This window comes from Sphingomonas plantiphila (assembly GCF_046000505.1).
GTDB classification, from domain to species: domain Bacteria; phylum Pseudomonadota; class Alphaproteobacteria; order Sphingomonadales; family Sphingomonadaceae; genus Sphingomonas; species Sphingomonas plantiphila.
In genome coordinates, this window is sequence record NZ_JBELQC010000001.1 from 1,278,971 (window position 1) to 1,292,398 (window position 13,428).

At 66.9% G+C, this 13,428-nt stretch carries 10 protein-coding genes; 5 read left to right on the forward strand and 5 right to left on the reverse strand.

The genetic code is table 11. The features are described 5' to 3' along the window. Positions 1 to 7: 7 nt before the first annotated feature. Positions 8 to 676 (reverse strand): RBBP9/YdeN family alpha/beta hydrolase, encoded by a 669-nt coding sequence (locus ABS767_RS06100; protein WP_408077465.1) that lies wholly within the window; start codon positions 674 to 676, stop codon positions 8 to 10. Positions 677 to 777: 101 nt separating this feature from the next. After that, on the reverse strand, positions 778 to 3,039 hold the full coding sequence (locus ABS767_RS06105; protein ID WP_408077466.1) for a penicillin acylase family protein: 2,262 nt from the start codon (positions 3,037 to 3,039) through the stop codon (positions 778 to 780). A gap of 299 nt (positions 3,040 to 3,338) precedes the next feature. Between ABS767_RS06105 and ABS767_RS06110 the strand changes: the two genes are divergently transcribed. From ABS767_RS06110 to ABS767_RS06125, 4 genes are all read left to right on the forward strand, one after another. Continuing rightward, a complete protein-coding gene (locus ABS767_RS06110; protein WP_408077467.1) occupies positions 3,339 to 4,832 on the forward strand; it encodes a hypothetical protein in 1,494 nt (497 codons plus the stop codon). Between the two features lie 56 nt (positions 4,833 to 4,888). Further along, positions 4,889 to 6,949, forward strand: coding sequence for a S9 family peptidase (locus tag ABS767_RS06115; protein ID WP_408077468.1), 2,061 nt, complete (start codon positions 4,889 to 4,891; stop codon positions 6,947 to 6,949). 62 nt (positions 6,950 to 7,011) lie between these two features. After that, positions 7,012 to 7,686, forward strand: a complete 675-nt coding sequence (locus ABS767_RS06120) for a hypothetical protein (protein WP_408077469.1) — start codon at positions 7,012 to 7,014, stop codon at positions 7,684 to 7,686. Between the two features lie 98 nt (positions 7,687 to 7,784). Continuing rightward, positions 7,785 to 8,333, forward strand: coding sequence for a thermonuclease family protein (locus tag ABS767_RS06125; RefSeq protein WP_408077470.1), 549 nt, complete (start codon positions 7,785 to 7,787; stop codon positions 8,331 to 8,333). 101 nt (positions 8,334 to 8,434) lie between these two features. Here the strand turns inward: ABS767_RS06125 and ABS767_RS06130 are convergent, their stop codons facing one another. From ABS767_RS06130 to ABS767_RS06140, 3 genes are all read right to left on the reverse strand, one after another. Beyond that, a complete protein-coding gene (locus ABS767_RS06130) occupies positions 8,435 to 8,761 on the reverse strand; it encodes a hypothetical protein (protein WP_408077471.1) in 327 nt (108 codons plus the stop codon). 220 nt (positions 8,762 to 8,981) lie between these two features. After that, positions 8,982 to 10,502: a M20/M25/M40 family metallo-hydrolase gene (locus ABS767_RS06135; protein ID WP_408077472.1), complete on the reverse strand. Its 1,521-nt coding sequence runs from the start codon at positions 10,500 to 10,502 to the stop codon at positions 8,982 to 8,984. A gap of 73 nt (positions 10,503 to 10,575) precedes the next feature. Continuing rightward, a complete protein-coding gene (locus ABS767_RS06140) occupies positions 10,576 to 10,911 on the reverse strand; it encodes a hypothetical protein (protein WP_408077473.1) in 336 nt (111 codons plus the stop codon). A gap of 203 nt (positions 10,912 to 11,114) precedes the next feature. On the opposite strand from ABS767_RS06140, the gene ABS767_RS06145 reads away from it, so the two are divergent. Further along, positions 11,115 to 13,421 (forward strand): TonB-dependent receptor, encoded by a 2,307-nt coding sequence (locus tag ABS767_RS06145; protein ID WP_408077474.1) that lies wholly within the window; start codon positions 11,115 to 11,117, stop codon positions 13,419 to 13,421. The last annotated feature ends 7 nt before the right edge of the window (positions 13,422 to 13,428 follow it).

Below are 13,428 nucleotides of genomic sequence, written 5' to 3' on the forward strand. Positions count from 1 at the left end.
CGGTCTTCTATTCTCCACCCAGATAATGACGCTGCGCCGCGTCCGAGGCGTTTACCGCCAGTAGCGTGTGACGCTCGATCGGTCGCACCTGGCCATGGCGATCGCTCGCCGCCTCGAGTACCCGGTCGAGCAGCGCCTGCCCCTCCGACCACCAGCCAAGCTCGCTGTCGGCGTTGAGGTGGCCCTGAGGGCCGGCATCGATGAACACGCTGCCCCACTTCGCGGCCAGGCTGCGCGACTGGTCGAGATGCGCCCAGGGATCGTCGCTGCTCGCGACCAGGATCGAGGGGAAGGGCAGCGGTGTGGACGGCGAGGGGGCAAAGGCGTTGAGCGCCGCATGCGTGCCGCCGTCGACATCGGCGGGCGCGACCAGCAACGCGCCCGCGACCGGCGTGCCATAGGGCTGGCCGGCAAGCTCCGCCCACCACGCGACGGCAAGGCAGCCCAGGCTGTGCGCGGCCAGTACGACCGGGCCCTGCGCGGCGCGGATCGCCTGATCGAGCTTGGTCACCCATGCATTGCGGTGCGGCGTGTTCCACATGCCGAGCTCGACCCGGTGCGTGTCGGGGCGCGAGACTTCCCACAGCGTCTGCCAGTGGGACGGCCCGGACCCGCCGAGCCCGGGGACGGTGAGGACGACGGGCGATCGCACATCATGCGGCGAGAAGATGGACATCGATATTCTCCAGCTAAGGAGGCTCCTGTCCCGTATGTATTCCCACTAAATCGATATGCAATAAAGCTGCGCCAGGCCGAAGCCGTGGCGCGCCCGCCCGGTCATTCGGCGATCCGAACCGCTTCGCCGACCTTCGCCGCCTCGATCTGCGCCGGGGTGAAGGGGAAGCGGACCCATTGCTTGGCCGAATACATCCGCGTCTGGTCGCCATACCAAGGCGAGGTCGGGTCGGGGGACTGCGAATAGGACAGGATCGTGTCAGCGACCGGCCCCGCCTCGTCGAAGCCGACTACCTGGACATAGCTCGATCCGTGGCGTGGGGTGATGCCGACCGGTGCGGGCTCCGAAATCTGGACGTTGAGCACGCCCAGCTGCCCGTCGCCGCCATGGATCGGGATGCGATCCGCGCCGCGCTGCGCATATTGGACATCGCCCCAGCGCGCGTCGAGCGCGATGCCCGCCTTCGTGACCTCGTCCGCCGCCGCCTTGAGTACGGCGACCAGCTTCGTTCCCATGTCGCCGCCCGTCACCAGATCGCGCGGCGTGTTGATCGGGTCCTTCACGTCGAACGGCACCGCCCAGATGCCGGGCAGCCGCCCCGCCTTCATCCAGAAGCGGTCGAACAGATACGCCCCCCGGCTGTCGAGGTCGTAGCGCCCGTCCCACTTGCCCAGCGCCGCGCACGCCTCGACCACCTCGGCCTTGCCCGCGCACAGGGCCAGCAGCGGCTTGAGCGCCAGCAGCGCAGCATGGCTCTTGTTGCCGAACGCCATCGCCTTCGCCCGCGCAGGATCGACCTTGCCCCCGGCGATCAGCGCGCGCGTCTCGGTAAAGCCCGATCGCGTGCGCAGCGACACCGGCCCCTCCGCCCCGCCCAGGATCGGGGCGAGCGGCGCGTGCGGCGCATCGGCGTTGCTCAGCCAATAGCTGTCGTTCATGTTGGCGACGTAGTCGCGCCGCAGATAGGTCGCCTGATCGGTCGCGGGCATCAGCCCCGCCACCGGCGTCCCGGGCGCCACCTCCCAGTCGCACGCCGATTTCGACCCGTCGAGCAGCGTCGCCACCCGCGCCACCACCGGCGACAGCGGCGTCGCGCAGGCCTTGGCCTTCTCTGCCGACACGTTCGGCACCGCGGTGACGTCGGCGTGCAGCGCGTCGCCGTGCCGGTCGGCGACGATCGTGTTTACCCACGGGATGCCCAGCGTCTCGCTCACCGCCGCGCGCACCTCGCCGACGGTCTTCGCCGTCGCGATGCGCAGCCAGGTGCCGATCCCGCGCTGATTGCCCGAATTGGCGTCGCGCAGCGTGAACGCCATCCCCTTCGTCCAGTTCGCCATCGCCTGCGGGATCACGATCACCGGGCCGAAGCGCGTCGAATAGAGCGTCCGCTCGACCGGCGCTGCCCCGTTCGGCATCGGCACGCGGATCGTCTTGGCGACCATCTTCTCGGGCTTGCCGTCGACCAGATAGGCGGTCGGATCGTTCGGATCGAGCGCGAGCTGGTACAGCGTGAAGTGCCGCGCGGCGGTCACCGTGTGCGTCCAGGCGATATCCTTGTTGAAGCCCAATGTGGGGAAGGGCGATCCCGCGATGCCGACCCCGGCCGTGTCCATCTTGCCGGGAATCGTGATGTGCATTTCCCAGAAGCGGCTCGGCCCGGCCCAGGGGAAATGCGGGTTGCCGATCACCATGCCCCGGCCATTGGCGGTCACATCACCCCCGAACGCCCAGCCATTGCTCGCCACCTCGAACCGTGCCGGATCGGGCATCACCATGCTCACCTTCGTCGCCGGTTCGCCCCCCGGCGGCACCGCATTGGCGATCGCAGGCGCGAAGTTGAGCGAGCTGGCGAGCAGCATCTGCTTCTCGTTCAGGCGGAGCATGTCGTCGCCGGTAATCGGCCGCACCCATGGCTTGCCGCGGCATTCGCCCGGCACCTTCTCCGGCCCAAGATCCTTGAGATAGCGATTATACCCCGCGACCCAGCCCGCGGTCAGGGCCAGCGCCGCCGCCCCCTGCGCCTTCGCACCGCGCCGCAGCTTCGGCAGGTCGATCGCGCTGCGAAAGAACAGGTCCGACGACAGGTTGTCGACGCTCTGGAACCCCAGCGTCGCGCTTTCCTTCGGCCCGAAATGGAGCGATCGCTCGCCCGCCACGGTCGCGAACTCCTCGGCGATCATGCAGAGGTTATCCTGCGCATAGGCGTATCCCACGCCATAGCCCGCCCCGCGCCAGTCCTTTGCGGTAATGTGCGCGATGCCATGCTCGGTACGGGTGATCGTCGCCGCGTACCGCTGCTTGGCCTCCACCGCGCCCGTCCAAAGGGTCGCCACGCCCGTCGCTGCCAGCATCAACCGCTTCAAATTCGCTCTCCCGCCATTGCGCGACACCATGACCGATCCGCACCGTTCGCGGCAAGCGCAAGTGGCGGCACGGTCGGGTCGAATCCAGCGATGCGGAAGAGAATCAGCCAACCCGGTTCTATCGCCTGGCCCTTAGGCCACCGTCGACGCTTGACTCGTTTCGATAATCAAACGAAGTTCGTTGCGTGAACTCCCGGCATCACGAGGGGGAAGCAATGCCGAAATCGGTTCATGTGCTTGCTTTATCGGGCGTCCTTGTCTGTGCCGCATTGCCGGCGCGGGCCGGTCAGGAAACCGCGGTGCCAAGTGCCGAGGACGCCGAGTCGCGATTGCGGTCGCTGATCCGCGAAGCGGAATTGGCGCGTGCCGAGGCGCTGGCGGCCTTGAAGCGTGCCGACGCTGCGCTCGCCGCTGCGCAACGCGCGCTCGAATCCCGGCCCGCGCCGCCCGGCATGCCCGTGCAAACCGCCGCGGCTCCGGTGGCGCGGCATCGCTGCGACGACGCGCTCGGCAATCCCTCCACCGCAGACTGGGTCATCCGACCGGTCAAACGCGAAATGGACAGTGCGGGGGAGCGGGTGTCCGGGCTCAACGAATATACGGGGGAATGCCTCGGCCTCACGAAGGCGAAACAGTATAAGAACACGACCGATCTTGGCCTTCAGCTGACCGGCAACAAGGGCGACGGGGTCCTCGACGTCACTCTGGCGCGCACGATCCGACGGTTCGGCCTCGCGGAACAAGGGGCCACCCCCGACCAGGATACGTTCCGATCGAGCTATTGGAAATTCACGCTGGGCGGCTTCGGCGCGGCGGGGTCGTCAGGCGATGCCTCGCTGTTCAACCTGACCGACTTTGAATTCGACAGCGGCGTCGGGTTCCAGCTTGGCGTGGAATGGGGCCGGTCGGCGACGAAAACGCGCGCCGAGTTGGGCAAGACCCTCTACGACGGCATCGCCAAGGCGCGTCGCGAGTGTGTCGCCTTTTACGGCATCCACGATCCGATGTTGAATCAGGCCGACAAACCCGACGCGCAGGTCCGCGAAGTCGTGCGCAACCCCGATCCCATCGCCAAATGCGAAGGGGCGGCGCTGGTCGACTGGATGAAGGACGCGTCGCGTAGCTCGGACTACTGGGCCGAGACCGTTGCGCCGTTCTGGGGCTATAAGCAGGATGCCGAGACATTTGGCGGCATGGTCTTCCGCTACGGCTTTACCGACTTCACCTATTTGCCGATCAAGGATCCCGCGACCGGCACGGTCGTGGTTTCGTCCATTCCGGACAAGGTCGAGCTTCATGCCGAGCCCTATTCGCTGAAGGCGTATGCCGGCTTTGTCGATCCGATCGAATGGCGTTGGCTGAAAGGGGGCAAATGGGGCCTCACCGGGTCGCTGACCTGGCGACGCGAGTACAGCTTTGTGAAAGCCACCCAGGATCAGGAGGTCTGTTATCCGCGAACGCCGGGAGCCACTTTCGACCTGTGCGACAAGGTCAATATTGCGGCTCCCTACGAACTTGAAGGGTTGGTGCTTGGAGGCTCCCTCAATTTCCAGCTGCCGCGCATGTGGTACCTCCCGCCATTCGCAGCGAGCATCCGGCCCAGCTACGCTCTCGATACCAACCGCTGGGGGATCGAGGCTCCGTTTTTCCTGCTCACCGATGCGGAGGGCAAGCTCAACAGCGGCCTCAAATTCGTTTGCCGGTTCAAGGGTCGGACACCGCAAGGACTGGAGCTGGAGGAGGAATGCGGCATCAGCGCCTTTATCGGGACGAAATTCGATTTGACCAAATAGTCGCACTCATGCGCGAAAGGGTTCGAAAAGATCCTCGGCTTCGCTAAGTCGCGCAGATGACCAATTCTGCCAAGCCCCCCGTCGCCGCCACCCGTCCCTACAGCTTCGAGCGCCATGGCGTGACCATCGAGGATCCGTGGAACTGGCTGCGCGATCCCGGCTATCCCGAGGTGAAGGACAAGGACGTCCTCGCCTATCTCGAGGCGGAGAACGCCTTTTTCGAAGGCGTGATGGAGCCGCTCAAGCCGCTCGCCGAAACGCTGTTTCAGGAGATGCGCGGGCGGATCAAGGAGGATGACGCCACGGTTCCGCAAAAGGACGGCGCCTGGCTCTACTGGACCGATCATGAGACCGGCGGCGAATATCGCCGCTGGTGGCGCAGGCCCGTCGCGGGCGGTGACGCCGAACTGATCCTCGACGAACCCAAGCTGGCAGAGGGTAAGGAATATTTCGTGCTCGGCGGCTTCTCGGTCAGCCCCGACGACCGCTATCTCGCCTACGCCTTCGACGACAATGGCTCCGAACGGTTCGAGGTGCGGGTCAAGGATCTCACCACCGGCGACCTGCTCCCCGACACCATTCCCGGCGTCCTTTCCGACCTCGTCTGGACCTCGGACTCGAAGGGCTTTCTCTACGGCGTCGCCAACGATCAGTGGCGCACCGACAACGCCCGCTGGCACAAGCTCGGCGAGCCGGTCGAACAGGATGTCGAGCTCTATCACGAGGATGACGAGGGCTATCGCGTCGGCGTCGGCGAGACCCAGTCGCGCAACTGGCTCGTCATCTCGACGGGCGATCATGTGACGAGCGAGATGCGCCTGCTCCCCGCCGACAATCCGCTCGCCGAACCGATCCTGGTCGCCCCGCGCCAGACCGGCCGCGAATATGATGTCGAGGAGCATGACGGCACGCTCTTCATCCACACCAACGATACCCACACCAACTGGCGGTTGGTCACCGCCAGCCTCGACGCGCCGGGCGAATGGCACGAGCGTATCGCCCCGTCCGAGACCTTCTACATGACCGGCGTCACCACCTTCGCCGACTATTTCGTGGTCGAGGGGCGCGAACAGGGCCTCGATCAGATCGAACTCCACGATTATGCCGGCGGTCCCGGCAAGCGCATCGCCTTCCCCGAAGCGAGCTATGTCGCCAGCCTCGGCAACAATCCCGAATATGCGATGGCGAAGCTGCGCATCGGCTATGAATCGATGGTCACGCCCGGCACCGTCTACGATTATGATGTCGCCACCGGCGCACTGGAAACGCTCAAGGTCCAGATCATCCCGTCGGGCTATAACGCCAGCAACTATGCGACCGAGCGGCTGCACATCGTCGCGCGCGACGGCACCGACATCCCCTGTTCGATCGTCTATCCCAAGGACTTTCCGCGCGACGGGACGGGGAAGCTCTATCTCTACGCCTATGGCGCCTATGGACACGCGATCCCGCCCGGCTTCTCGACTGCGCGGTTGTCGTTCCTCGACCGCGGCGTCGCCTTCGCGATCGCGCATATCCGCGGCGGCGATGATCTCGGCCAGCAATGGTATCATGACGGCAAGCTGGAAAAGCGCGCCAACACCTTCAACGACTTCGTCGATGTGGCGAAGGGGCTGGTCGACCGCGGCTATACCCACAAGGGCGGCATCGCCATCGCCGGGCGCAGCGCGGGCGGCGAGCTGATGGGCGCGGTGGTCAATTCCGATCCCGAGCTGTGGGCCGTGGTCGTCGCCGACGTGCCCTTCGTCGACGTGCTCAACACGATGCTCGACGACAGCCTGCCGCTCACGCCGGGCGAATGGCCTGAATGGGGCAACCCGATCACCGACAAGGCGGCGTTCGAGCTGATCAGGGGCTACTCGCCCTACGACAACGTCACCGCTCAGGCCTATCCGCCATTGTTCATCTCCGGCGGCCTCAACGACCCGCGCGTTACCTATTGGGAGCCCGCCAAATGGGCGGCGAAGCTGCGCGCGACCAAGACCGACGACAATGTGCTGGTGCTCAAGACCAATATGGGCGCCGGCCATGGCGGCAAGTCGGGTCGCTGGGAAAGCCTGCGCGAGGCGGCGGAGGAGAATGCCTTCGTCCTGTGGCAGCTGGGTGTGGCGACCTGATCCAGAAAGGTCATGACCTTTCCAGACTGATTGGATAGCATTCCGGTACGGGGGATGCGCGGATGCTTGGCCTTATGATTGCGACGCTGCTGATGCCGGTGCAGGCTGGTGCATTTGGCGAGCGCGAAGACGCCATGCGCAAGGCACCCCGCCATGACGCTGCGCGCCAGACGGAAGAGTATACAGACTGTTTGGTGAACGAGCAGGATAAGCGCGCCGCGATCGACCAGTTGCTGCGCGAATTTCCGGGGGACGGCACCACCACCGCCGCGGGGCGCGCGGCCATGAGTGAAGAATGCGCGCGCGCCTCGATGCGCAACTATCAGATCACCGTGAAGCTGAGCTATTCGCATGCAGCGATTCGGGCCGCACTCTATCCTGCGCTCTATCGCCGTGACTTCGGTCGCAGCGGCCCGCCTGCCGGGATCGCGGCGCTCGAACCCTTGACCCTGTCGACCGAATTCGACCGCGACATCGCGACGCTCCCGGCCGATTATCGCCCCCGTCGGGCACTGGGCGACTGCGTGTCGCGCCTGGCGCCGCAGGACACCCACGCGCTGCTCACCGCCGCACCCTATAGCAAGGCGGAGGACGCCGCGCTTTCCGCCCTCGCTCTCGCGCTCGCCAAATGCCTGCCCAAGGGGGAAACGTTCCGCCTCAACCGCGCTACCCTGCGCGCATCGATCGGCGAAGCGATGTACAAGCTCGCGCTGGCGGCCCGCGGCCCCAGATCCTGATCGCTCCATTGTGGCGGGAGGCCCCGCCAAAGCGGCCCCGTCCGGTAAGGATTTGGTGAGCGCCGTTCCCTATCCTCGCGTCGGATGGAGCGATCGGCGTGAAGCACCCACTGGACCTGCACCGCAGCCGCCGCATGTGGGGCGAGTGGGACCGGCGCCGCGCACCGCTCGGCCGCCATCGCGCACGCCGGCGCTTCGGACGCAACGAACTCGCCGGAATGCTGCTGGCGGGGATCGTCGGCGGGCTCGCCTGGACGATGCTGCCCGGCATGGCAGGGCCATCCGTCGCTGCGCCACCGATCGCCTTCGGCTTCTGCCATAGCGGCGGGGGTAGCGATTGCGTCGTCGATGGCGACACCTTCCGCATGGGCGGCGAGCGTATCCGCATCGCCGATATCGATACGCCGGAAACCCATCCGCCCCGCTGCGCACGCGAAGCCGAACTCGGCGCGGCGGCGACGCGGCGGCTGCATGCGCTGCTCAATGGCGGGGCGGTCCGCCTCCATCCGATCGATCGCGATACCGACCGCTACGGACGCAAGCTGCGCACGGTGACGGTCGACGGGCGCGGCGTCGGCGCGACGCTGATCGCGGAGGGGCTGGCGCGGCCCTATCGCGGCGGCCCGCGTGCGGGCTGGTGCGGCTGACATCGCGAAAGGGCGGAAGCGACTCACGCTACGCTGTCCGCGCGTGCTTCGCTCCCGCCCTCCCGGACGTTTCCGCCCGGGCCGTGGGTAATCGGGGCCGATCAGTTGGGGATCATCGCGACGTCTTCCTCGACGACCACCGTGCCCTTGGGCAACACCACGCCGCGATCGGCCATCTCCTTGCGGAAATCCTTGTCGGCGTCGGCCAGCTCGGCCTCATATTCGGCGATCGCGTCGATCCGGTCGCTCTCGTCCTTGGCGCGCGCCAGGTCGCTCTTCAGCTCGCGCTTGGCCTCGCTGATCGCGGTCTTGTAGTCGAGATAGTGCGAGTTGCTGTCGGTGAAGACCTCGTCGGGGGTGAGGTCGCGGGCCATCGCCGGGGTCGCCATCACCGCCATCGCGGTCGCAAAGATCATCGTGGTACGCATCGTGTTTCTCCTCATGTTGCCATGAACCTGACGCCAAGAACGGCCGCCCCGCCGCAGCGGTTGCGCCGGGCAAGCCACCGGCTTGCGCGCGTACCTGTGTTGGGACGCGACGAGCCGTGGCCAACAAGGGGCAAGTCGAAACCGCTGAAACCCGCGGAAAACCGCCATTTTTAATCTGGCGTTCAGGCTGGCGCCACAATTGCGCCGGGATCGATGGCGGTCAGCCGGTCGCCGCAACCTGGTACAGGAAGTCGACAAAGCCATAGGCGGCGTCGTCCATTCCCAACACCTTGGGATTGCTGCTCTCGATCACGAAATATTCGTTCGGAGCATGCGCGCCGCTGCCATGGCCGAAGCCGAACTGCCCGGCGGGCAGGTTGAGCGGCGGCCCGGTGAAGATCACCCCCGGCCAGCTTCCCGCCAGCCGCGGGTGCAGCGTCGCCTTCACCCCCATCCGCTCGCACGTCGCCAGCTCGGCGCGGATCAGCGCGCTGCCCTCGTCGGTCTGGGTCGGGCCATAGCCGCCGGTCACGTTGATCTCGACATCGCTGAACCCGCGCTTGTCGAGATGCGCGCGCAGCTTCGCCAGCGTGTCCTCCTTGGTCAGGTCGGGCACCAGCCGCATCTCGATCTTGGCGGTTGCGCGGCCGGGCAGCACGGTCTTGCCGCCCGGACCCATATAGCCCGACACCAGCCCCTGGATGTTGACCGTCGGCACCTGCGCCAGCCGGATCATCGACTCCTCCCAGCTCATGTCGTCAATCCAGCGCTCGACCCCCAGCGCCTTCTTGGCATCGGCCTCGCTGGTGTTCGCCGCGGTCATCGCGATCAGCTGCTTCTGCCGCGCGGTCAGCGGGGCGACCTGTTCCTGGATGCCGTCGATCGTGACGGTGTTGCCGTCCTTCGACACCAAGGTGGAGAGCGCCGCGACCAGCCGCCAGGGCGGGCTGTCGACGCGCGCCTTCTCGCTCGAATGGATGTCGCCCCTGGGCCCGCGCCCCCATTTTTCGCCCGACACGGTCAGCTCGAACTCGACCGCACCCTTGGCACCCAGCGCCAGCGTCACCCCGCCCGTCGCCGGACTCTGCCACCCGGTCGGGATGATCACGCCGACCGTCTTCTTCAGCGCCGCGGCGACCTTCGGAACCGTCACGATCTCGTGGAAATTGGGTGAGGCGATCTCCTCCTCGCCCTCGGCGATCAGCACCAGATTGACCGGCAGCGTGCGCCCCGCCGCCTTCATCGCATGCAGCGCCGCCAGGAACGTCGCCTGCGGCCCCTTCTGGTTCACCGCGCCGCGCCCGACGATCACCTTGCCGAAGCCGGGCTTGTCGACCAGCTTCGCCGCGAGCGGCGGATGCTCCCATTCGCTCGGGTCGAACTGCTTGACGTCGTACATGAAATAGATGCCGAGCGTCTTCTTCGCGCCCGCGTCGAGCGTCGCAAACACGCCCGGCTTGCCCTTGGACGGGATGATCTCGGCATGCTGGAACCCGGCGTCGAGCGCGAGCCGCTGCATATGCTCGGGCCCCTCGGGATAGCCGCGATCCTCGGCCGCGATCGAGGGGAGGCGGATCCACTCCTGCAGCCGCGCGACCGCCGCGTCGTGATTGGCCGCGATCGCCGCCTTGACCTTCGCCATCCCGTCGGCGGCGATGCCCGCACCCGGCGCCGCCAGCGCCGTGCCGGCCACTGCGCCCTTCAGCATCGCGCGCCGCTTGATACCCGAATTCATGTCCATGATGCGCCCCTTCGCCGTTGAACCGCCAGCCTAGCGCGCGGCGGGTGAACGGCAATGGGGCGGCGCGCGCGCCTCAGGGTTTGCGGCGCGCGGCCGCCACGCTGCGCAGCGCCGCGATCCGTGCCGCCAGCCCGTCGCGTTCCGATTGCGACAGGCCGTCGCGCGCGTAGCGCGCCTCCAGCGCGGCGATCCGCCGGCTTTCGCGGCGCAGTTCGCGCGCTTCCCGGCGCGACAGCTGCCCGGCATCGCGCGCGTCGCGGATCGACCGGTCGACCTGCCTCAGGTCGCGCGCCACGCCGGGCAGCGCCGGGCGCGGCGCGGGCCACCCGGCATTGCTGCCGGCCGGATCGCGGATTTGTGCGACTGCGGGGGCGGTGACGAGAAGGGCGGCGATCATCAACGGGCGCATAACGGTCTCCTCCGTGCCGGTGTGCGGCCCTGGTCATGGGCCCCATTAGCTGTCGGTTTGCTGACTCGATGCGGTGCCGAACGCCGCCGTCGCCAAAGCGTCATCGAACTCACGCTGCTTCGTCATCGAAATCGCGTCGCGCTGCAACAGAGCGGGCGCAGGGGGTCGGCACCACAAACCAACATCACCCAGGGGAACTCAACATGGCATCGCGCCTTTCCGGCGTCGCGTTCGCGGCGCTGCTCACCACCGTGTCCGGCAACGCGCTCGCGCAGGAAGCGCCCGCGTCGCGCGTCGGGGTGGAAGCGGACGACAGCGACATCATCGTCACCGCGCAGAAGAGCGAGCAGCGCGCCGTCGACGTGCCGATCACGATCAGCGCCAACAGCGGCGAGCGGATGCGCGAGCTCGGCGTGCAGGACCTGGACGAGCTGTCCAATTACGTCCCCGGCCTCAACGTGCAGGAGCAGAGCGCGAACAACCCCGGCATCGTCATCCGCGGCATCACCTCGGACTCGGGCTCGGCGCAGCAGGGGCCGCGCGTCTCGCTCTATTATAACGGCGTCGACATCTCGCGCTCGCGCGGCTCGTACCAGGCGATCTACGATCTCGAGCGGGTCGAGGTGATCAAGGGGCCGCAGGCGACGCTGTTCGGCACCGCATCGACGATCGGCGCGATCAGCCTGATCTCCGCCCGCCCGCGCGCCGGCTTCTCGGGCGAACTCAGCGCCAGCTACGGCAATTTCGATGCCTGGCGCGTCGCCGGCTTCGTCAATGCCGGGTCCGACGTGCTCGCCGGCCGCATCGCGTTCGAGCTCAAGAAGCGCGACGGCTATGTCGAGAATCTCGCTCCGAACCAGGACGATCTTTATGCGCAGGACCAGCTCGGCGTGCGCGGTTCGCTGCGCTTCGAGCCCAGCGACGCCTTCCGCGCCGACCTCATCCTCACCTATGACCAGCAGCGCAACAGCGGCACCCCGTTCATCTCGCGCGCGCTCCCGACGGAGAATGGCCCCGGCAATCCGTTCGGCAGCGCGCATCTCGGCGGCTCGCCCGTCTCGGCGCAGGTGCTGGGCAAGGACAAGCTCGGGCTCGACCGCGAGGTCTATGACGCCAATCTGACGCTCAGCTACGACTTCGCCGACGATTGGACGCTGACTCTGGTTAACGGCTATCGCGAATTCGACAGCCTCGAAGTGTTCGACGCCGACGGCTCGGCCGCCTGGTATCTCGAGTTCGCCGAATATGCCAAGGGCTGGCAGGCGAGCCAGGAAACCCGCTTCGCCTATACCGGCAGCCGCTTCCGCGGATCGTTCGGCTTCAATGTGTTTGTCGAGGACAGCTTCCAGAACGTCCCCTTCTCGTCGGAAGAGGGCATCTTCCTCCAGTGCGCGGCGAACATCATCCCGGGGCTCGGCTGCATCAATGCCGCCGGGGTCGTGACCGCGGCACAGGCGACCTCGATCGCCACCGGCGGGCTGCTCACCACCGTGCCCTACAGCTCGGTGTTCGAGAATCAGGGGCGGAACGAGAGCTATTCGATGTTCTTCGACGGCACCCTTCTGCCGACCGACCGGATCGAATTCACCGCAGGCGTCCGCTTCCTGATCGAATCGCGCGAATCGGGCTATTTCGCGCGCGTGCCGCGCTCGGTGCTGAGCGGCGGGGCGTCGCTGATCCCGGGCCAGGTCGATACCGGCGGCCAGACCTTCCGCGCCGAGGGCAATTTCGCCGCGGTGCTGCCGCGCTTCAACGCGCTGTTCCGCGCGACCGACGCGATCAACCTCTACGCCACCGTATCGAAGGGGCGCCGCTCGCCGGTGGTCCAGCTTTCGGCGCGATCGACCCCGGCGGGTCCGGCCCCCAACCTCAACCGTGTCGCTGAGGAAAAGGTGTGGAACTACGAAGCCGGGCTCAAGGGCCGCGTCGGCCCGCTCTCGGGCACGCTCGGCGTCTATTACCAGAAGTATGACGGCTTTCAGGTGAGCGTGATCCAGCCCGACGGCACCACCCGCACCGAAAGCGCGGGCAAGGCGAGCAACTTCGGCGTCGAGGCGGAACTCGGCCTGCGGGCCACGCCGTGGCTCAACCTGTTCGCCAACGGCGCCTATATCGACGCGAAGATCGCGGAGGGGAATTCGGTGACCCCCGCCTATTCGGGCGCGCGCTTCCGCCTTCAGCCGGAGGTGCAGGCGGCGGCCGGCTTCACCATCGACGCGCGGATCGGCGGCATGCGCGTCTTCGCGACGCCCACCGTCACCTATCGCTCGCAGATCTTCTTCGAGATCCCGAACAGCGCCGCGATCAGCCAGCCGGGCGTCACCCTGTTCAACGCACGCGCGGGCGTTGCCTTTGCCGACGATCGCTTCGAACTCGCGCTGTTCGGGCGCAACCTGTCGGACGAGGACTATCTGCTCGATGCCGGCAATACCGGCGGCGCATTCGGCATCCCGACCTATATCCCGGCCGAACCCCGCTTCTACGGCATCGAACTCACCGGCCGATTCTGATCCCGGT